The organism is Acinetobacter sp. WU_MDCI_Abxe161 (assembly GCF_025514355.1).
Classification (GTDB): Bacteria; Pseudomonadota; Gammaproteobacteria; order Pseudomonadales; family Moraxellaceae; genus Acinetobacter; species Acinetobacter pittii_E.
Genome location: NZ_JAHPTU010000002.1, coordinates 205453 through 227057, shown reverse-complemented (window position 1 = coordinate 227057; position 21605 = coordinate 205453). Strand labels below are relative to the sequence as shown.

Sequence of the window (21605 nt, the reverse complement as noted above, 5' to 3'; positions counted from 1 at the left end):
TAAGAAAAATAGCTGCTTATTCTAACGCAAGAGCGTTTAAAATATTGCATAATTTTCAAAGTTTCATTGCATTTTAATAAGATACTTTTTGACTTTGCAGACAACAAAATTCTAGATACTTGTATATAAGAAGCAAAATAATTCTGTTAAAGTCTCTCATTCAATAGAATAGGGTTGTTCTCACCATACGATTAGGGAAAATGGAGAAAATAATGAGAAAAATTTATCCCTTACTTGCAGTTTTGACGATAAGTAATTGGGCCCATGCTCAAGATTACTCGTTTCTTCCAGAAGCAAAATTAGCAGATCATAAAGCATCTACTTGGAATGTGGGTGCCGGAGTTACTCAAAAATTATTACATCTTAATGGTGAATGGGTAAACCCGTATGGGATTGCTTATGCAAAAGCCGGTGCATTTTTGAATGGTGACAAAACTGCCGGTGGACAAGTTGGTTTTAGATATCCTTATTATCTTACTGGCACAGACAAAAATGGTTACTATATCGGTTTCTATGCTGGGCATCTTGATAGTAAAGAAGTCGATGGTGATTTTAAATCCCGTTTAGGTGCGGGTGTTGATTTGGCCTATGTGTGGTTAAATTCGGAAAGAATTAGCACTTTTAGTGTAGGTATCGGTGCGGCTGAAAAATTAACTGACCAGAACGGAAATGTTGCTGCAGATACTAAACCACAAATTCAATTTTCTTATTCTCTAAGTTTTGGTTTATAAAACAAAGCAGTTTATCGTTAACTCGCCATAAGCAGAGCACAAATAAATACGAGAGTCTTACATGTTAGAGTACGTCAGTGGATTGTGGCAGATCTTTTTACACAGACCTGATTTTTGGGCCGTTTTGAGTATTATTCCCGTAACGGCTTTTGTCACATGGGCACATGTGTGGATGGCTTTAAAAATGGTATTTTACCCAATTAAGTTTTGGGGATTCCATTTAGGACCATTGCCAGTAGGTTGGCAAGGTATCGTGCCACGTAAAGCAGGACGTATCTCAGGTATTATTACCGATAACACTTTATCTAAATTAGGTTCATTGCGTGAATTTTTAGAAGCAATGGATCCTGAAGATATGGCACGCATTATTGGTGAACAAGTTGGTTTTGAACTTGAACATCTCATTGATGAAGTCATGATCGACCGTAATGCTGTACTTTGGGAAAACTTGCCCTATTCTATTAAACGCCGTATTTATGCTCAAGCACATAAGCAATTGCCGGGTGTGTTAAAAGAATTAGTGACTGAGCTGACCATGAATGTTGAGTCACTGGTTAACATGCGTGAAATGGTGGTGAGCCAGATGGAAGGTGATCGCCGTTTAATGGTACGTATGTTCTTAAAGGTTGGTCAAAAAGAAATTAACTTTATTTGGCATATTAGTGCACTCATTGGAATGTTTTTTGGTATTTTCCAAATGGTGGTTTGGTTTGTCGTACCATGGCACTGGACAGTACCGTTTTGGGCTGCAATTTGGGGCTTTTTAACCAACTGGATCGCAATCTGGATGGTATTTAACCCAATTGAACCGCATTATATTCGTTACCCACAGATTTTTAGATTAACAAAAGATCGTAAGTTTCCATGGATTGTACCAGTTCTTCGAATTGGGACCTATAATGTCCAAGGTGCTTTTATGAAGCGTCAAGAGGAAGTCTCAGATGTGTTTTCTAGTGTGGTTACAGAAGATCTAATTACGTTAAAATCAATTATGACCGAAATGATGTATGGGCCGCGTAAAGATAAAACCCGTCGTATTGTCAAGCGTCATATTAACGAAATCATGGAAACACCATTAGTTCGCACCTCTTTACAGCTTTCTTTAGGGCCAAGAGAGTACGCAAGATTAAAGACGGACTTGATTGATCGTTCAATTGAAATTACGATGGGACCCGTATGTGACCCAGCATTGAACGCAAGCCGGGCACAGAAGATTTTTCAAATGTTTAAAGAGCGTATTCGCGAACTGACACCAAAAGAATTTCAGAATTTATTGCGTCCTGCATTTCAGGAGGATGAATGGATTCTTATTGTACTAGGTGGGGTAACCGGATTTATTGCTGGTACAATACATTTGTTTGTGGCTTTCTTATAATTCGATGTCAGGCAGGATCTATTGAAGATTAACGAGACTTTTTCTGCCGGACTTCATATTCATTGTTTTAAATGAGGATGTTTTTTATGCGCATTATTTTACTCGGACCACCTGGAGCAGGCAAAGGGACTCAGGCTCAGTTGATCTGTAAGCGCTACAATGTCCCACAAATTTCAACCGGTGATATGCTCCGTGCTGCGATTCGTGAAGGTACTGAATTAGGTCTAAAAGCTAAAAGTGTAATGGAATCTGGTGGTTTGGTTTCAGATGAACTTATTATCGGTTTAGTAAAAGAACGTATTGCTCAACCTGACTGTGCAAATGGCTGCATTTTCGATGGTTTCCCACGTACTATTCCACAAGCTGAAGCTCTGGAAAAAGAAGGGATTAGCATCGATCACGTGATTGAAATTGATGTTCCTGATGAAGAAATCGTAAAACGTCTTTCTGGTCGTCGTCAGCATCCAGCTTCTGGTCGTGTTTATCACACTGTATACAATCCACCTAAAGTGGAAGGTAAAGATGATGAAACTGGTGAAGACCTTGTTCAACGTCCAGATGACCAAGAAGAAACAATCCGTAAGCGTTTAGCGTCTTATCACACTGAAACAGAGCAATTGGTTGGTTTCTATCAAGGCCGTGCTGCTTCTGGTGAAAATGCGCCAACTTATGACAAGCTTGATGGTTTGCGTACAATTGAAGATGTACAAAAAGATTTGTTCAACATCTTAGACAAATAATTTAATATTGTTTGTGATAATGAGCCCTCTTTGTGAGGGCTCTTTTCTTTCCTTAAGTGCAGGAGAACAATATGAAAGTCATATTGATTTTGGTGGTATTGCTGAGTCTAGCACTATTAATATTTTTGGCTTTTCAAAGCTACAAAATGCTAAGACAGGTACAAAAACAAGCGAAAGAAGAGCTTAATGAGAAAAAGCGTCTAAAGTAAGTTTGATTGGGTATGTCCCTATACCCAACCATATTTTTAAGCTTCAATATTTTTAATGGCAATTTGCTTTTGTGCGCCAAATTCAAAGCGATCAGGCCAGTTACAGACATCTGCAACTACACATTCCGCACATTTAGGTTTACGGGCAATACAACAGTAACGGCCATGTAATATCAGCCAGTGGTGTGCATCTATAATAAATTCTTTAGGAATGACCTTTACTAAACGGTGCTCAACCTCAAGAACATTTTTACCTATTGCTAAACCAGTTCGATTCCCCACACGGAAAATATGGGTATCGACAGCCATAGTCGGTTGTCCGAATGCTGTATTTAAAACCACGTTGGCTGTTTTACGCCCCACACCCGGTAAAGCTTCTAAGTCTTTTCTGTTGCTTGGCACTTCGCCGTTAAACTGCTCCATTAAAATCTTACAGGTCTTAATGACATTTTCGGCTTTTGCGTTATAGAGGCCAATTGTCTTGATATATTCTTTTAACCCATCTACGCCTAAGTTATAGATTTTTTCGGCGGTATTCGCCACAGGGTAGAGCTTATCTGTTGCTTTATTAACACTTACGTCGGTCGCTTGAGCTGACAACATAACTGCAATAAGTAGCTCAAATGGAGAGGAATATTTTAATTCTGTTTGAGGTGAAGGTCGTTGTTCGCGAAGACGTTCAAAGAAAATTTGAATCTGCTTTTTCGTCATATTCTTGACGGCCATTCAGACCTCCTGTAATTGCATGAGTTGCTGTTGTAGTTCTTCAAGATGAAGACGCTTTTTAGCATCTTCACGAACACTGAGCTGTTTTTCCAGTTTCTTAATTTGTGTACGAATTTTCGCTAACTCAATTGTAGTTTTCGCATCAGTCGATACAACTTCTTTGGGTTTCTCGATGAGTTCAATTGATGGTACTTCATCAAGTGCCTGAGAAAACTGAGCAAATAATTGGGTATCAATTTCAGCACGTACTACCGGCCCTTTACGGTGAGTACGACGCTTTTCTTCTCGTTGAATGTGTGCGTAATAACGTTGTCTTAAGTCATTTTGTTCAGCAAGACGCTGTTGTTCATTTGGTAATGCTTGGGTGTCTTCGACCAGATCAATACAATCGACTGGACAAGGTGGAATGCATAACTCACAACCCGTACATAAATCCGTCAAAATGGTATGCATGAGCTTACCACTTCCAATAATAGCATCTACAGGGCAAGCACTAATACACTTGGTGCAACCAATACATTCATCCTCACGAATAATTGCTTTCATTCGCTGTGGGCGGCCATCGGCTTGTATAGGCCATACGCTAGTTTCAGCGGTTAACACAGGGCGATTTAATAGATTTGCGAGTGCATCGGCTACAGGTTGGCCACCTGGAACACATTTATTTGCTTCTTCACCTTCAGCAATCGACTTTGCGTAGGGTAGACATCCATCACGATGTCCACATAAACCACACTGAGTCTGTGGCAATAACGCATCAATCTCGCGTATGAGAGAAATAGATGAATTCATAGTGGGCAAATAGCTTGGTTAAAACGATGCGATAATGAAGAAAAACCTAAGTAAGGTCAATGGATTTTAACGAATTTATTGGCTTTTTGATTGACCTAAAATGTAGCCAATATTGCACAATAATAGATCAATAAAAATGAAAAGATAAATTAATATTTCTTATTTTTAAGTAGTTTTTCTAAAAATAACTTTTTGATAATTAAGGTAAATAAAATAATTTAAAATAAGTATTGTTAAAATTGATGGAAAGGGATTTAATATTTTGCTGCTAAATGATGCATTTAAAAATGTATTGCACCAATTTAATTCATTACTATGCTGAGGACCGTGCATTGAAATACAACAATCTGAATGAATTCCTGAATTACGTGCAAGCGCGTGATCCGCATCAACCTGAGTTCTTGCAAGCTGTCGAAGAAGTGATGACAAGTTTGTGGCCATTTATTGAAAAAAATCCAGAATATGCAGAGCAGGGATTGCTAGAACGTTTGGTTGAGCCAGAACGTGTGATTCAATTTCGCGTTTCGTGGATGGATGATCAAGGCCAGACTCAAGTTAACCGTGCTTTCCGCGTTCAATACAATTCAGCAATTGGTCCATTCAAAGGTGGTATGCGTTTCCATCCATCGGTCAACCTATCTATTTTAAAATTTTTAGGTTTTGAGCAGACTTTTAAAAATTCACTTACTACCTTACCAATGGGCGGTGGTAAAGGTGGTTCAGATTTCGATCCTAAAGGCAAATCTGACGCTGAAATTATGCGATTCTGTCAGGCACTCATGATCGAGCTTTATCGTCATTTAGGATCAAATACGGATATCCCTGCGGGTGACATTGGCGTGGGTGCGCGTGAAGTCGGTTATATGGCGGGCATGATGAAAAAGCTGAGTAACGACACCGCTTGTGTTTTTACTGGTAAGGGTATTTCATTTGGTGGTAGCTTAATGCGTCCAGAAGCTACAGGCTATGGTACGGTTTATTTTGCAGAAGAAATGCTAAAAGCACGTGGACAATCTTTTGCCGGTAAAACTGTTTCTGTTTCAGGTTCTGGTAACGTTGCTCAATATGCAGCAGAGAAAGCCATGTTCTTAGGGGCAAAAGTGGTTACCTTGTCGGACTCAAACGGCACAGTTTATGTAAAAAATGGTTTTACAGATGAGTTACTTGCCGAAGTCATGGAACTGAAAAATATTAAACGTGGACGTATTTCCGAGTTTGCTTCTAAGCATGGTTTTGAATATTTTGAAGGAAAAACACCTTGGCATATTCCTGTTGATATTGCTTTACCATGTGCTACACAAAATGAATTAACAGGTGAAGATGCTAAAACGCTTATTGCAAATGGTGTAGTTTGTGTAGCTGAAGGGGCTAATATGCCATCTACACTTGAAGCAGTTGAACACTTTATCGAAGCTAAAATTTTGTATGCACCAGGAAAAGCTTCAAATGCGGGTGGTGTAGCAACATCTGGTTTAGAAATGTCTCAGAATGCAATTCGTTTAAGCTGGACACATGCTGAAGTCGATGAGCGTCTACATGCAATTATGAAAAATATTCATGCTAACTGTGTAAGATATGGTACCAAAGAAGACGGTACTGTGAATTATGTAGACGGTGCCAATATTGCTGGCTTTGTAAAAGTTGCTGATGCGATGCTTGCACAAGGCATCTATTAAAATATAGAAATAAAAAAATCCGATGCAAAAGCATCGGATTTTTTTAGTTTAAAAACTTATTTTTTAGGTTTCTTAACTAACTCTTGCTCTACAACCATATCTAATACATCTGCTTGACTAGATTGATCTGCTGCTGGATTTTTTACATCAAAACGTTTTACACGCAAAATTACGCGTTGATCTGGTTTATGTTCAAAACCTTCGATTTGACCATAATATAATGACCAGTTTTTGTCAGCGTAAGTTTTAACGCCTTTGTCATCATATTTGACTTCACGAACTTGCATACAAGTTTGTGGTGCAACACCCGTACAAGATTTAGTTTGTGGAGCTACTTCAAGGAAAACTGTTTTTCCTTCAGATTGATATTTTGCTTCAGGTGTCATTTTACCAGTAAAGGTATATTTTTGGCCTTGAGCATCAGATACTGTCAATGTTGGTTGATCAGCATTTGTTGTATTGAGTTCAAACGGAATTGCACGTTTTTGGAATAGGCTGCTAGAAAATTGTTCCTGTTTCATTAAAGCAGGTTCACACGCCATCATCGTCGACATTACGTCAGCTGTTACGATGGTGTTGTTTTCAACTTTCCAAGTTGTTCCTTGGCGGTTACAACCCGTTGCGATAGATAAACGGTCATTTGTAAAGTTAAGAACGATTGGTTTTTTAGTATTTTCAGGCTGATATGACCAAGAGTAGTCTGTTAAAGCTTGAGTATTTACTGCTTTTTGACCTTGGAAAATGTGCTTTTGTCCAGTTTTATCTGTCACGCTTAAAATCACCTGACCATTATTGTTGCTAATTTCGATTGGTAATTTCGCTTCATTAAAGAGGCTAGTAGAAAGTTGCTCTTGTTTCATTAAATCATCTTGGCAAGCCATCATCGTTGAAACAAGATTCGAAGTAACAAGTTGGTTACCTTCAACTTTCCAAGTACCGCCTTGGCCATTACAACCTGTATTGATTGCTAATTTACCATCTGCACTAAAGTTAAGAATAAGTGGCTTAGAAGCTTTTACATTTTGATAAGTCCATGCATATTCACCTAAAGTGCTTGCAAGGTTTTGTTGTTGCTCAGATACAATTGGAGCAGGAGTATTAGTAACTGTTTGACACGCCATCAAAGAAAAAGGTAACAACGCAAGAATTAAATATTTAATTTTCATTTAAAAACTTCAAGTAAAAAAACAACAGTAATAAGCTTAAAACATTCTTAAAAAAAGAAAATGTAAACATTTGATTGTTTCGGTTTTTAAAATGTATAAGTTTGTAAATTATTCGAATTTTCAACAAAAATAATGGTATACCCCGAAAACGGGGTATTTGCTAATAATTAATCAAAACGATAAATGTCCATTCCTAATGAACCCATTGTGAAGCTACTATGAACAATCGTAAAACGATTGCCTGTACCCATAGCAAAGAACAAAGGTGCAAAATGTTCAAGGCTAGGGTGATTGCGTTTTACATACGGCAGTGATTGCCACTCCAATACGCCATCATAATCTTGATGTGAAAGTTTATTAACTACTGTATTTCTAAACGTCGATGCCCATTCAGGAACTTTAGAGTGGTCTCCTTGCCAAGATAACTCTGCAAGATTATGAGTAATACTTCCCGAACCAATGAGTAAAATTTGTTTATCACGTAAAGGGGCTAGTGTTTGTCCTATACGATAAATTTCTTGCGAACTTAAATTTGATGGCAAAGAAATTTCAACCACGGGAATGTCTGCATCAGGATACATATGTAATAGAGGCATCCATACGCCATGATCACGAGGACGTGTACTATTGGCATGTGCAACAAAGTGTGCATCTGCCAATAATTTTAAGATTTCTTCTGCAAGTTCTGGTTGGCCAGGTGCACTATAGCGAATTTCATATAACTCTTTAGGAAATCCGCGGAAGTCATGCCACGTTTCAGGACGAGTTGAAATGCTCACTTCAAGTGCTTTACTTTCCCAGTGAGCAGACATCACGATAATTGCTTTTGGTATAGGCAAATTTATACCTAAACGGTGTAGAGCAGGTCCCACCTGTTCCGGATCAAGTGCAAGCATGGGCGAGCCATGGGAAATAAACAATCCGGGAAGCGTTTGTAGTTCCATTTCATTACACCTGATTTGAAAAGCAGAATAATAGTTATTATGCCAAAATCAGGACATGTTAAAAGTATCCAGATTTCAACGGATTGTTCTTAAAATGAAACGTTTGTTCCTTTTATGCACGATGATAAGGGTGATTATGATTAATACTCATCGCCCGATATAGTTGCTCGATTAATAAAACACGTACCAAAGGGTGAGGCATCGTAAGTTTTGAAAGTGACCAATGCCATGCGGCAGCTTTACGTACTTGATCTGATAAACCATCTGGGCCGCCAATTGCGAGAGCTACATCATTACCTTCAAGCATCCACTGTTTCATTGTCTCAGCTAATTTTTCTGTACTGAGTTCACGACCACCAACTTCTAGTGCAATTAAAGTTTCATTTGGTTTTAAAGCATTTAAAATACTTTCACCTTCAACTTGGCAATATTTTAAAATATCTGCTTCTGAATCATTCTTACCACGTTTGGCCATAGGCAGTTCAATGACTTGGGTTTGAACAAAAGGTTGGATGCGTTTGAAATAATCTTCAAAACCAGTAAGAACCCAAGCAGGCATTTTTTGACCAATGGTCAGAATACGAATTTTCATATTATCTATTCATTCAAAAACAGCTGGCGCATTATACCTGAGGAATGAAAACATCTGATGATCTTAAAAGACAGGCATAAAAAACGCAGTCCAAAAAACTGTGTTGGACTGCGATCAAATGATCATCTGTCTGGAGTTCAGATGATCATAGAGAATAAAAACAAGGTTATCTATAAAAGAAGAGATAACGAAGAATACTTAAAGTAATTAAATACTCTTAATACCTATTATGAGGATGGTTGGATATTTTTCAATCAAATTGTGTAACAAAAAAAAGAGAGCCGAAGCTCTCTCTTTTTTATTTTTAATTAGTGACGTGCTGCTTTTGAACCTTCCACCGGTTTCACAATCGGTGTTTTAGGCAAAGGTTTTGGCATCGAAACTAATGCTAAAGGTAAGATGTCATCAATACTTTTCACAGCTTTGATTTCCAAACCTTCTTTAACATTCGCAGGAATTTCTGCCAAGTCACGAACGTTATCTTGAGGAATAAAGACAAGCTTGATTCCACCGCGGTGTGCTGCAAGAAGTTTTTCTTTTAAGCCACCAATACGCATTGCACGACCACCTAAGCTTGTTTCACCAGTCATTGCAATATCAGGACGAATTGCAATACCTGTAAATGCTGATACAAGCGCAGTTGTTAATGCTAAACCAGCAGATGGACCATCTTTTGGTGTTGCACCTTCAGGTAAGTGAACATGTACATCAGTTTCTTCAAAACGAGAAGCTTCAATACCTAATTCATCAGCGCGTGTACGTACTAAAGTCATTGCTGTGGTAATAGATTCTTTCATAACGTCGCCGAGTGAACCGGTCGTAATGAATTTACCTTTACCTTTGACAGCTGCAACTTCAATAGTAAGTAACTCACCACCTACAGATGTCCAAGCTAGACCATTGACGCGTCCTACTTGAGCTTCATCTTCTGCAATACCAAAGTCAAACTTGTGTGGACCTAAGTATTCTGGAAGATTGGCAGAAGTCACATCAAGCTGTAAGTTTTTAGACTTTTTACTTACGGCTTCTTTTACTACCTTACGTGCAATTTTAGACACTTCACGTTCTAAATTACGTACACCAGCTTCACGTGTGTAGCGTTGAACAATGTCACGAATCGCTTCTTCATGGATTGTTAACTCTTTTGCACGTAGTCCATTGTTCTTAATTGCTTTTGGAACAAGGTAACGCTCAGCAATGTTAACTTTTTCATCTTCGGTATAACCCGGTAGACGAATCACTTCCATACGGTCTAGCAATGCTTCTGGAATATTCATACTGTTTGCAGTACAGATAAACATCACTTCAGATAGGTCAAGATCAAGATCTAAATAGTGATCGTTGAACTTATTGTTTTGTGATGGATCTAATACTTCAAGCAATGCAGAAGCAGGATCGCCACGGTAGTCTTGCGCCATCTTGTCAATTTCGTCGAGTAAGAACAATGGGTTCTTCACGCCAACTTTTGTTAAAGATTGCACGATTTTACCTGGCATCGCACCAATATAAGTACGACGGTGACCACGAATTTCAGCTTCGTCACGTACACCACCGAGTGCCATACGAACAAACTCACGACCTGTTGCTTTCGCTACAGACTCACCAAGTGAAGTTTTACCTACACCCGGAGGGCCTACTAAACATAGAATCGGACCTTTGAGCTTTTTAACACGTGACTGAACAGCTAAGTATTCAACAATACGATCTTTAACGTCATCTAAGCCGTAGTGATCGGTATCGAGAATTTCCTGTGCTTTCGCAAGGTTAATACTTACTTTGCTCGCTTTATTCCACGGCGTATCTAAAATTACTTCTAGATAGTTACGTACAACAGCAGCTTCACTAGAGGCAGGTTGCATTGCTTTAAGCTTACGGAACTCAGCTTCAGCTTTTTTACGTACGTGTTCAGGTAAATCAGCTTCAGCAAGACGTTTCTCTATTTCAGCAACGTCATCTTCAGCACCGCCATTCATGTCGGAAAGTTCACGTTGAATGACTTTCATTTTTTCATTTAGAAAGTATTCACGTTGGTTTTTTTCCATTTGGCGTTTTACGCTGTCATGCAAAGTTTGTTCAATTTGCTGTTCTGCAGATTGATTTACCAAGTAGTTCATCAGCTCTTGCAAATGTGCTTCAAACTCATCGTACTCTAAAAACTTCTGTTTAATTTCAATATTTAGAGGCACACGTGTTGCTACGAAGAACATGAGTTGTAGCAAGTCTTCAATTTTATTAGCCGCAGCAACGAGTTCACGCGCATTACGTAATTTTGCTTCAGCATATTGAGCAAATAAAGTACGTAACTCTTGCAAACGAGTTTCTTGAGTAGCTTTATCTACGTTAATTGTCATTGGACTTAAGCTGTGCTCAGCAGTCAAATGACTATCTTCATCGATAATTTTTTCAAGTTTAGAGCGATGTAAACCTTCAATAAGTACTTTAATACAGTTTTCATCATTCTCATGATTTACGACTTGAACAATCTTAGCGACAGTTCCGTACTGATAAAGGTTATCGTGATCAATTTCTTCTGTAAGCGAATCTTTTTGCGCAACTACAAATACTAAATTGTCACTGTTACGAGCCACATCAACTGCATTGATCGATTTTTCACGACCCACGAATAACGCAATTTGCATGTGTGGATAAACCACGACATCGCGCAACGCTAAAAGTGGTAATACACTTGGAACCTGAGGCTCTAAGTCAGTTTTTTCATTCATAATAAGTTCAGACATGGGCACTCCTAATGAGTGACAACGAGGTTGCCATGTTTTTTATAGTGATGTGTATTTTAAAAATTACAAGGGCCTTACTAGAGAAAATGTGGAAAAAATGACTAATTTAGTCAACTTTTTTTGAAAAAATAAGAAAATCATTGGTTTAATAGAGTTGAACAATAAAACTATTTTGATATCAATAAAGCATCTAAATTTAATAATCTTATCTATATTTTTTATTAAAGTCATGTGCTTAGGGTTATTATTTAATAGTTTTTATTGAATGAAAAAAACGCTATAGAAGAAAGTAGCTAATGCTAAGATAAAAGTTTATAGATGTGTTTGGGTAATTTATAACAATCACTAAAATAGCGTATTTAAAATTTATTATTTTGTTTAATCTTAATTAATAATTTTTAGAGTATATAGTCTAATGTGGTGAGATAAAATAAACCATCTCTAGTGCATATATTGTTGGTTTTTTTATTTTTTATTAATAAATAAAATTGAATATTTTAATTAAAAGATCATTTGTATATTAATTGGAAAATAAATTATTTATATAAACTAATTTATCGTCATTAATTTTTATTTTTTTAGAGTATATACTCTATTGTTACTCAAAGTTACTTAATGTGAACATTTAGATACATTTTAAACTTAATTTATCTTTTTTTGATAATAATCAAATGCTTAATATTTGTATTAATTCTATTATTTTGTGATATATATCTCGTTTTTACTCTATTTCCCCAACTCTACATTTACCTTAAAAATTTATTCCATTAGGATGCCGCCTCTTTTTTCCGCTCACAAAAAACTAAGAATGTTTTTTAACAACATTTTTAGTAGTCCTTGTTTTTGATATTTGTCTGAGAAGTTTTATGAATAAAGTATATAAAGTAGTTTGGAATGCTTCGATCGGAGCATGGGTTGCAACATCTGAACTTGCGAAAGGTAAAACAAAGACTAAATCAAAAACTTTAAATGTATCGGCTGCTATTTTGGTGGGAGCAATTAGTTTTTCTGCTACTGCTTTTGCAGCGACAAATACAGAGGGAGGACTTGGGGCCGGAACTTCTATTTCCGGTACTACTTCTTGTCGTGAGGGTGGTGCTAATACTGCAAATACAAAAGATATTGCTATTGGTTGTGGAGCTCAAACTCAAGATAGAACAAGCTCAAATATTGCAAACCGTAATAACCCATATAACAACACAACAGGTCCTTATGCAGGAGCACTTAAACAAGGAGGATCTGTGAGTGTTGGTACGGGAGCCGTAGTTGAGAAAGGCTTGGGAACCGCAATTGGTTCTTATGCAACGACTCAAGGTATTTCAGGGGTTGCCATTGGCACTGGAGCATTATCTTCTGGAAACACTGCTCTTGCAGTTGGGCGTCAGTCAGCTGCAACTGCTGATTTTTCACAAGCAATTGGTAACGTAGCAGCAGCGACAGGTAAGGGGTCATTAGCGATTGGCCACTCTGCAACAGCAGAAGGTTATCGCTCAATTGCTATTGGTTCACCTGATATTGAAAATGCAGACGCTGTGGCGGGGCAAGCTGGCGCAGCTTATCAACCTAAAATGGCAACGAAAGCCACAGGTAAAGATTCAATTGCATTTGGTGGCGGTGCTGTTGCTACAGAAGAAAATGCTTTAGCGCTTGGTGCTTTTTCAGAGTCAAAAGGTAAAAAGTCAGTAGCAATTGGTACTGGGGCAAAAGCTCAAAAAGATAATGCCGTTGTAATTGGTGACCAAGCTGAAGCAGCTTATGAAGGTGGGGTTGCCATCGGCAAAGGGGCTCGTTCAGAAGCAGAAAATAGTATTGCTCTGGGTAAAGATTCAAAGGCAACTCAAGCAACTGGCGCAAGTTTTTTAACTAAAAAACCTGCACCAACTGGTGTATTGTCTGTTGGTGATGTTGGTAATGAACGCCGTATTCAGAATGTTGCGGATGGTGCAGCTGATTCAGATGCCGCTACAATTCGTCAGCTAAAAGCTGCTCGTACCCACTATGTCAGTATTAATGATTATGGTCAGCAAGGCGGCAACTTTGAAAATGATGGCGCTACTGGACTTAATTCTATTGCAGTGGGTGTTAATGCTTCTGCAAGGGGGCGTGATGCAGTAGCAGTAGGTGGGAATGCACAAGCTTCAGGTTCTGGTGCTATTTCAATGGGAAGTAGTAGCCAATCCGTAGGTCGTGGTGATGTAGCTATTGGCCGTAACGCATCGACCAAAGGTGCTGAAGGGGTCAATAGTAATCAATCGATTGCAATTGGTGATCAGACCAAAGCAATTGGAGATCAGTCTATTTCGATTGGTGCAGACGTGATTGCCCGTGGTAACTCATCTGTAGCAATTGGTGGTGATGATGTTGATAAAATCGCACGTGATGCTGAATTAAGTAAAACTTATACTGAAATTACGGGTGGTGTACTTAAAGCTGGTCAATATCCAACAACAGAAGCCAATCATGGTTCAACAGCTGTTGGTGTTCAGGCTGTAGGTACAGGTGCATTTTCTTCTGCTTTTGGTATGACTTCTAAAGCGACTGGCGATGCTTCCTCTGCATTTGGTGTCATGTCAAATGCCTCTGGTAAAGGTGCAGCTGCATTTGGTGCTGTTGCACAAGCTACTGGTGATGGTGCTTCGGCAATGGGGATTAACTCATTCGCTTCTGGTATAAATTCAACAGCAATTGGTTCAGGTAACAATCCTGGTGAAGGGGCGAAAGCAACTGGAAATAGCTCAGCTGCAATTGGTAGCGGTGCTCAAGCAACTGGTGACAATGCAGCAGCTATTGGTAAAAATGCTAAAGCTGCAGGTAAAAACTCAGCCGCAATTGGTGGTGGTGCAATTGCTGATCAAGAAAACGCTGTTGCTGTAGGCCAAAATGCTCAGTCTATGGTGAGTGGTGGTGTTGCGTTAGGTGCACGTAGCCGAGTAGAAGCTGAAAATAGTGTTGCGCTTGGTCAAGATGCTGTTGCAACCCAAGCTAAAGGAAATTCATTTCTTACAAATCGCGACGCATCTATGTCTAATGGTGTGATCTCTGTTGGTTCCGCAGGAAAAGAGCGCCGTGTTACCAATGTTGAAGATGGGTCAGCAGACTCAGATGCGGTTACAGTTCGTCAGCTTAAAAATGTGGATGGTCGTGTTAATCAAAATACCCAAAATATTACGAATTTAAATCAAAAGTTTAATGATACGAAAACTGATTTGGGTAACCAGATTGCTGATACCAACAAGAACCTGAATGATGCCAAGAAAGATTTGGGCAATCAGATCACGGACACCAACACCAAGTTAAATAATACAAAAGATCAGCTCACGACTCAGATTAGAGACACCAAGTCTGAGCTGAACACCAAGATTGAAAGCACCAAGAGCGAGCTTGAAAACAAGGGCTTGAACTTTGCTGGTAATAGCGGAGCAGACGTACACCGTAAATTAGGTGAGAAGCTAAACATTGTGGGTGGAGCGGCAGCTTCAACGCCAGCGGCTAAAACCAGTGGTGAGAATGTTATTACCCGTACGACCAAAGACGGTATTCAGATTGAATTGTTAAAAGACTCGAAGTTTGACAGCGTAACGACTGGCAACACGACCTTGAACAATAATGGTCTGACGATTAAAGAAGGTCCAAGCATCACTAAAGACGGTATCAATGCAGGTGGTAAGAAGATTACCAATGTAGCTGATGGTGTAAATGGTAAAGATGCAGTAAACGTTGACCAGTTAACTAAAGTTAAAACTGGTTTGGACAGCAAGATTACTGATACCAACACCAAGTTGGATGATACGAAAAAAGACTTGGGTAACCAGATTGCTGATACCAACAAAAACCTGAATGATGCCAAGAAAGATTTGGGCAACCAGATCACGGACACCAACACCAAGTTAAATAATACAAAAGATCAGCTCACGACTCAGATTACTAACACCAAGTCTGAACTGAACACCAAGATTGACAGCACCAAGAGCGAACTTGAAAACAAGGGCTTGAACTTTGCTGGTAATAGTGGAGCAGACGTACACCGTAAATTAGGTGAGAAGCTAAACATTGTGGGTGGAGCAGCAGCTTCAACGCCAGCGGCTAAAACCAGTGGTGAGAATGTTATTACCCGTACGACTAAAGATGGTATTCAGATTGAGTTATTAAAAGACTCGAAGTTTGACAGCGTAACGACTGGCAACACGACCTTGAACAATAATGGTCTGACGATTAAAGAAGGTCCAAGCATCACTAAAGACGGCATTAATGCTGGTAGTAAGAAAATTACCAATGTAGCTGATGGTGTAAATGGTAAAGATGCAGTAAACGTTGACCAGTTAACTAAAGTTAAAACTGGTTTGGACAGCAAGATTACTGATACCAACACCAAGTTGAATGATACGAAAAAAGACTTGGGTAACCAGATTGCTGATACCAACAAGAACTTGAATGATGCCAAGAAAGATTTGGGCAACCAGATCACGGACACCAACACCAAGTTAAATAATACAAAAGATCAGCTCACGACTCAGATTACTAACACCAAGTCTGAACTGAACACCAAGATTGACAGCACCAAGAGCGAGCTTGAAAACAAGGGCTTGAACTTTGCTGGTAATAGTGGAGCAGACGTACACCGTAAATTAGGTGAGAAGCTAAACATTGTGGGTGGAGCAGCAGCTTCAACGCCAGCAGCTAAAACCAGTGGTGAGAATGTTATTACCCGTACGACCAAAGACGGTATTCAGATTGAGTTATTAAAAGACTCGAAGTTTGACAGCGTAACAACTGGCAACACGACCTTGAATAATAATGGTCTGACGATTAAAGAAGGTCCAAGCATCACTAAAGATGGCATTAATGCAGGTGGTAAGAAAATTACCAATGTAGCTGATGGTGTAAATGCCAAAGATGCCGTGAACAAAGGTCAGTTAGACAATCTTGCTGCCAAGCAAAATGCAACTGATGATGCAGCAGTGAAATATGACGATGTCAAAACTAAAGACAAGGTTACCTTAAAAGGTAAGGACGGTACGGTTTTAGATAATGTTAAAGCTGGCAATATTTCAGCGACATCAAAAGAAGCAGTAAATGGCAGTCAGATTCACAAGATTTCTAACAGTATTAAAAATAGTATTGGCGGAAATACGGTTGTTAATCCGGATGGCAGCTTGACTACCAATAATATTGGTGGAACAGGTAAAAACAACATCAATGATGCAATTAAATCTGTAGATGACAAAGTAACCAATGGTGTAAATGACCTTACTGATAAAGGCTTGAACTTTGCTGGTAATAGTGGAGCAGACGTACACCGTAAACTAGGTGAGAAGCTAAACATTGTAGGTGGAGCGGCAGCTTCAACGCCAGCAGCTAAAACCAGTGGTGAGAATGTTATTACCCGTACGACCAAAGATGGTATTCAGATTGAATTGTTAAAAGACTCGAAGTTTGACAGCGTAACGACTGGCAACACGACCTTGAACAATAATGGTCTGACGATTAAAGAAGGTCCAAGCATCACTAAAGACGGCATTAATGCAGGTGGTAAGAAGATTACCAATGTAGCTGATGGTGTAAATGGTAAAGATGCAGTAAACGTTGACCAGTTAACTAAAGTTAAAACTGGTTTGGACAGCAAGATTACTGATACCAACACCAAGTTGAATGATACGAAAAAAGACTTGGGTAACCAGATTGCTGATACCAACAAGAACTTGAATGATGCCAAGAAAGATTTGGGCAACCAGATCACGGACACCAACACCAAGTTAAATAATACAAAAGATCAGCTCACGACTCAGATTAAAGACACCAAGTCTGAGCTGAACACCAAGATTGACAGCACCAAGAGCGAGCTTGAAAACAAGGGCTTGAACTTTGCTGGTAATAGTGGAGCAGACGTACACCGTAAATTAGGTGAGAAGCTAAACATTGTGGGTGGAGCAGCAGCTTCAACGCCAGCGGCTAAAACCAGTGGTGAGAATGTTATTACCCGTACGACCAAAGACGGTATTCAGATTGAGTTATTAAAAGACTCGAAGTTTGACAGCGTAACGACTGGCAACACGACCTTGAACAATAATGGTCTGACGATTAAAGAAGGTCCAAGCATTACTAAAGACGGCATTAATGCAGGTGGTAAGAAAATTACCAATGTAGCTGATGGTGTAAATGCCAAAGATGCCGTGAACAAAGGTCAGTTGGACAATCTTGCTGCCAAGCAAAATGCAACTGATGATGCAGCAGTGAAATATGACGATGTCAAAACTAAAGACAAGGTTACCTTAAAAGGTAAGGACGGTACGGTTTTAGATAATGTTAAAGCTGGCAATATTTCAGCGACATCAAAAGAAGCAGTAAATGGCAGTCAGATTCACAAGATTTCTAACAGTATTAAAAATAGTATTGGCGGAAATACGGTTGTTAATCCGGATGGCAGCCTGACTACCAATAATATTGGTGGAACAGGTAAAAACAATATTAATGATGCAATTAGTGAAGTTAAAAATACTGCAACTAAAGCAAAAAGCACGGTATCTGAAGGCAATAACCTTGTCGTAAAAGAAACTATTAATAAAGATGGTAGTACAAACTATGAAGTCTCAACCAAGAAAGATCTAACTTTAGATAGCGTGACTACTGGTGATAGCGTACTCAATAATAATGGTTTAACCATAAAGAATGGTCCGAGTATCACCAAAGATGGCATTAATGCTGGTAGTAAGAAAATTACGAATGTAGCTGATGGTGTAATCGCGCAAAATTCTAAAGATGCTGTGAATGGCGGTCAGGTTCATAAGATTTCTAACAGCATCAAAAATAGTATGGGTGGGAATACGGTTGTTAATCCCGATGGCAGTATTACTACCCAGAATATTGGTGGAACGGGTAAAAACACGGTTCATGATGCAATTAAGTCTGTAGATGACAAAGTGACTAATGGCGTAAATGATCTGGCGAATAAAGGTCTTAACTTTGGTGCAAATGATCAAAAGGCAACCAATGGTAAGGCTGTGCATCGTAAGTTGGGCGACACCATAAATATTGTTGGTGGGGCTGATGCGAAAACTGCTGAAGATAAAACGAGCGGTGAAAATATTATTACCCGTACAACTGAAGATGGCGTGAAAATTGAAATGCTTAAAGATGTGAAATTCGACAGTGTAAATGTCGGTGGTCATGTCTTGAACCAACAAGGATTAATCATCAAAGGTGGTCCAAGCATTACAGTTAATGGCATTGATGCAGGTGGTAAGAAAATTACCAATGTTGCAGATGGTGTAAATGCTAAAGATGCAGTGAACAAAGGTCAGTTAGACAAACAGATTAACGATGTTAAAGATCAAATCGGCAAAGATGTTGGCAAACTATCTGATCAGGCTGTCCAATATGACAAAGATAAAAATGGCAATGTCGATAAAAACTCAGTGACTTTAGGTGGTGGTGATAAAGGTACCAGCCTGAAGAATGTTGCTGAAGGTAAAGTCGAAAAAGGCTCTAAAGATGCGGTTAATGGTGGTCAATTATGGAATGTTCAAAAACAAGTCGATAAAAATTCGACTGACATTAATAACATTCAGAACAATATTGACAACATCTCTAAAGGTAAATCTGGTCTGGTTCAACAGCAAACACAAAATGGTGAAATTACTGTTGGTAAAGACACCGGTGGTACTAGCGTTAACATGGCTGGAAAAGACGGTAACCGTGTTGTACAGGGTGTAAAAAATGGAGAAATTAAAAAGGATTCTAACCAAGCTGTAAATGGTGGGCAAATCCATAAAATCTCTGAAAGCATCAAGAATAGTATTGGTGGAAATACCACGATTGATCCTAAAGATGGCTCAATCACTACTAACAATATTGGTGGTACTGGTAAGAACAATATTAATGATGCCATTGGCACATTAAACCAGTCGAATCAAGACCTTGGTAATAAAATTAATAACTTGGGTGACCAGTTACAACAAGTGTTCTATGACACCAATAAACGTATTGATGATGTTGAGAAAAAAGCCAATGCCGGTATTGCTGCAGCTATGGCTTTAGAAAATGCACCATTCGTTGCAGGTAAATATACTTATGCAGTAGGTGCTGCATATCATGGCGGTGAAAATGCAGTTGGTGTGACATTACGTAAGACTTCTGACAATGGTCGTTGGTCAATTACTGGTGGTGTTGCAGCAGCTTCACAAGGTGAACCAAGTGTTCGTGTTGGTATCAGTGGTGTCATTAACTAAGAAACTGGTGGGGAGAGCAACGCCTCTCCCTAGTCAACATATAAAGAGAGTAAAGAGATGAACAAAACAATCCAAAGCTTAGTGGTGGCAACTCTTGCTGGTTTCTCAGTGGTAACTTCTGCAAATGAGCCAGCTCAACAACAGGAAATTAAATTCCCAGCTATCGAAAAAAGTTACCTTAAGCAAGTAAAGCGCTATGAATACCAAGATGTTGCGCGCTTAGATTCAGGATTAAATAAAGACCAAATTCGAGCTTTATTAGGAAATCCACAATTTAGCGAAGGGGTATTTGCGGTAAAAGTTTGGAACTATGTGTTGGATATCCGCGTCCCTAAAAGTAATCAATACCAACGCTGTCAGTTGCGTATTGATTTTGATAAACAATATTTAGCAGAACGTTTATCTTGGAAGGGTGAAGCATGTGAAGGTTTGATGGCTTGGGGTGAAAATAACCAAATGCCAGTACAGACTAAGTTAATAAGCGAACATACAGCAAGTGTATTATTTGCCTTTGATCGTTTTGATGCTAAAGCGATTGATCAAAGCACGAATAACCTTGAGAAAGTTGCTGAACAGATCAAAAAAAGCCCATCAATGAAGCCGATTATTGTTTCTGGCTTTGCTGACCCATTAGGTAAATTCAGTTACAACCATCAATTGTCATCACAGCGTGCAAATACGATTGCGAAGTTACTTGTTCAACAGGGGATAGATCCGAATCGTATTCAAATTCAGGCGAATAGCCAGACCGATTTATACCAACAGTGTTCAGGTAACAATAATGCAAAACTCATTCAGTGTTTAGCACCAAATAGACGTGTTAACATTACTTGGTAAACGGTCTGTCACGTAAAAGCAACCATCCTCAGGGTGGTTGCTTTTATGATTTTAGAAACACGAAAAATTAAGACTGATTTTAATTTTTACATAAATATTATCTAATATTATCTTTAAAATAATAAAAACGTTGTGGGGTAAGTAAGGCATCTAAGGGTTGGTCCCAACTTTGGCGTTTTAGAGTATGTTCAATAAATTGAAATTGATGAGCTATTCCTAAGCGATAAGGCCGATGTTTTGCAGTAGCCAAGGTACGATCATAATAACCACCTCCCATACCAATACGCGTACCATATTGATCGCAGGCTAAAAGTGGCATAAGTAATAAATCAAGAGAAGACACATGCTTTGCTCTACTTGCCATAGGTTCTTTCATGCCCAATGGATGATGTGAAAATCGTCGGTTTATATATTGATTTTTAGATATTTTTACCCAGACTAATTTTTGATTCATAGAACAAATCATCGGTAAATAAACTTGTTTATTCTTTTTAAAACATAGATCTATGAGAAGCTCTGTATGAACCTCACCAAAAGCATGTAAATATAGGCCAATTTTTTTTGAAGAATGAAAAATAGGAAGGGTATTGAGATGATGAAGAACACCAAGCTGAGCTTGTTTTTGTTCAAATGAAGTTAAAGAACGTCTTTTAGATCTTAAATTTTTTCTAATAAAGCTGAGTTCATTCATGGGGTAAATCTAAAGAAATTAGAGATCAGTCGTGCAAAATTATACCTATTTTTTGACAGCTTTATGGAAATAGAAGAGTAATTAGAAAAGCACCTTAAATTCATTGGATTAATAATCATAAAGTGATCTGACACATTTTATTTAAAGGTAAAAATTTCTATTT

General features: G+C 38.7%; 14 protein-coding genes. 7 read left to right on the top strand and 7 right to left on the bottom strand.

What is annotated here, in order from left to right:
• Positions 1–212 precede the first annotated feature (212 nt).
• The 4 genes from KTI78_RS02975 to KTI78_RS02960 all read left to right on the top strand — a co-directional run bounded on the left by KTI78_RS02975 (position 213) and on the right by KTI78_RS02960 (position 3055).
• Positions 213–731, top strand: a complete 519-nt coding sequence (locus tag KTI78_RS02975) for a hypothetical protein (RefSeq protein ID WP_262445157.1) — start codon at positions 213–215, stop codon at positions 729–731.
• 61 nt (positions 732–792) lie between these two features.
• Positions 793–2106, top strand: a complete 1314-nt coding sequence (locus KTI78_RS02970; protein ID WP_016141879.1) for a hypothetical protein — start codon at positions 793–795, stop codon at positions 2104–2106.
• An 86-nt stretch (positions 2107–2192) separates the two neighbouring features.
• Positions 2193–2846: an adenylate kinase gene (gene adk, locus KTI78_RS02965; protein WP_002117671.1), complete on the top strand. Its 654-nt coding sequence runs from the start codon at positions 2193–2195 to the stop codon at positions 2844–2846.
• 71 nt (positions 2847–2917) lie between these two features.
• A complete protein-coding gene (locus KTI78_RS02960; protein ID WP_410374413.1) occupies positions 2918–3055 on the top strand; it encodes a hypothetical protein in 138 nt (45 codons plus the stop codon).
• Between the two features lie 36 nt (positions 3056–3091).
• On the opposite strand, the gene nth is transcribed toward KTI78_RS02960, so the two are convergent.
• On the bottom strand, positions 3092–3781 hold the full coding sequence (gene nth / locus KTI78_RS02955; RefSeq protein ID WP_016141877.1) for an endonuclease III: 690 nt from the start codon (positions 3779–3781) through the stop codon (positions 3092–3094).
• On the bottom strand, positions 3782–4573 hold the full coding sequence (locus tag KTI78_RS02950; protein ID WP_262445155.1) for an RnfABCDGE type electron transport complex subunit B: 792 nt from the start codon (positions 4571–4573) through the stop codon (positions 3782–3784).
• A gap of 272 nt (positions 4574–4845) precedes the next feature.
• Between KTI78_RS02950 and gdhA the strand changes: the two genes are divergently transcribed.
• Positions 4846–6249 carry an NADP-specific glutamate dehydrogenase gene (gene gdhA / locus KTI78_RS02945; RefSeq protein ID WP_262445154.1) on the top strand — a complete coding sequence of 468 codons (1404 nt, stop codon included), beginning with the start codon at positions 4846–4848 and terminating at the stop codon, positions 6247–6249.
• A gap of 56 nt (positions 6250–6305) precedes the next feature.
• Here the strand turns inward: gdhA and KTI78_RS02940 are convergent, their stop codons facing one another.
• From KTI78_RS02940 to lon, 4 genes are all read right to left on the bottom strand, one after another.
• Positions 6306–7415, bottom strand: coding sequence for an META and DUF4377 domain-containing protein (locus tag KTI78_RS02940; RefSeq protein WP_262445153.1), 1110 nt, complete (start codon positions 7413–7415; stop codon positions 6306–6308).
• A gap of 167 nt (positions 7416–7582) precedes the next feature.
• The gene (locus KTI78_RS02935) at positions 7583–8359 is read right to left on the bottom strand and encodes a DODA-type extradiol aromatic ring-opening family dioxygenase (RefSeq protein WP_016141873.1); all 777 of its coding nucleotides are present in this window, start codon (positions 8357–8359) and stop codon (positions 7583–7585) included.
• Between the two features lie 112 nt (positions 8360–8471).
• Positions 8472–8951 (bottom strand): 23S rRNA (pseudouridine(1915)-N(3))-methyltransferase RlmH, encoded by a 480-nt coding sequence (gene rlmH / locus KTI78_RS02930; RefSeq protein WP_224993159.1) that lies wholly within the window; start codon positions 8949–8951, stop codon positions 8472–8474.
• Between the two features lie 308 nt (positions 8952–9259).
• Positions 9260–11689 (bottom strand): endopeptidase La, encoded by a 2430-nt coding sequence (lon, locus tag KTI78_RS02925; RefSeq protein ID WP_016141871.1) that lies wholly within the window; start codon positions 11687–11689, stop codon positions 9260–9262.
• A gap of 866 nt (positions 11690–12555) precedes the next feature.
• Between lon and ata the strand changes: the two genes are divergently transcribed.
• Positions 12556–19914, top strand: a complete 7359-nt coding sequence (gene ata / locus KTI78_RS02920) for a trimeric autotransporter adhesin Ata (RefSeq protein ID WP_262445152.1) — start codon at positions 12556–12558, stop codon at positions 19912–19914.
• 57 nt (positions 19915–19971) lie between these two features.
• Positions 19972–20751 carry a trimeric autotransporter adhesin/peptidogylcan-associated protein TpgA gene (gene tpgA, locus KTI78_RS02915; protein ID WP_262445151.1) on the top strand — a complete coding sequence of 260 codons (780 nt, stop codon included), beginning with the start codon at positions 19972–19974 and terminating at the stop codon, positions 20749–20751.
• Positions 20752–20848: 97 nt separating this feature from the next.
• On the opposite strand, the gene KTI78_RS02910 is transcribed toward tpgA, so the two are convergent.
• Complete coding sequence (locus KTI78_RS02910; protein WP_262445150.1) at positions 20849–21442, bottom strand: 5-formyltetrahydrofolate cyclo-ligase; 594 nt, start codon at positions 21440–21442, stop codon at positions 20849–20851.
• Positions 21443–21605: the final 163 nt, after the last annotated feature.

Coding starts and splice junctions, on each gene's coding strand:
- KTI78_RS02975 (WP_262445157.1), top strand. CDS start 213: ATGAGAAAAATTTATCCCTTACTTGCAGTTTTGACGATAAGTAATTGG.
- KTI78_RS02970 (WP_016141879.1), top strand. CDS start 793: ATGTTAGAGTACGTCAGTGGATTGTGGCAGATCTTTTTACACAGACCT.
- adk (WP_002117671.1), top strand. CDS start 2,193: ATGCGCATTATTTTACTCGGACCACCTGGAGCAGGCAAAGGGACTCAG.
- KTI78_RS02960 (WP_410374413.1), top strand. CDS start 2,918: ATGAAAGTCATATTGATTTTGGTGGTATTGCTGAGTCTAGCACTATTA.
- nth (WP_016141877.1), bottom strand. CDS start 3,781: ATGGCCGTCAAGAATATGACGAAAAAGCAGATTCAAATTTTCTTTGAA.
- KTI78_RS02950 (WP_262445155.1), bottom strand. CDS start 4,573: ATGAATTCATCTATTTCTCTCATACGCGAGATTGATGCGTTATTGCCA.
- gdhA (WP_262445154.1), top strand. CDS start 4,846: ATGATGCATTTAAAAATGTATTGCACCAATTTAATTCATTACTATGCT.
- KTI78_RS02940 (WP_262445153.1), bottom strand. CDS start 7,415: ATGAAAATTAAATATTTAATTCTTGCGTTGTTACCTTTTTCTTTGATG.
- KTI78_RS02935 (WP_016141873.1), bottom strand. CDS start 8,359: ATGGAACTACAAACGCTTCCCGGATTGTTTATTTCCCATGGCTCGCCC.
- rlmH (WP_224993159.1), bottom strand. CDS start 8,951: ATGAAAATTCGTATTCTGACCATTGGTCAAAAAATGCCTGCTTGGGTT.
- lon (WP_016141871.1), bottom strand. CDS start 11,689: ATGTCTGAACTTATTATGAATGAAAAAACTGACTTAGAGCCTCAGGTT.
- ata (WP_262445152.1), top strand. CDS start 12,556: ATGAATAAAGTATATAAAGTAGTTTGGAATGCTTCGATCGGAGCATGG.
- tpgA (WP_262445151.1), top strand. CDS start 19,972: ATGAACAAAACAATCCAAAGCTTAGTGGTGGCAACTCTTGCTGGTTTC.
- KTI78_RS02910 (WP_262445150.1), bottom strand. CDS start 21,442: ATGAATGAACTCAGCTTTATTAGAAAAAATTTAAGATCTAAAAGACGT.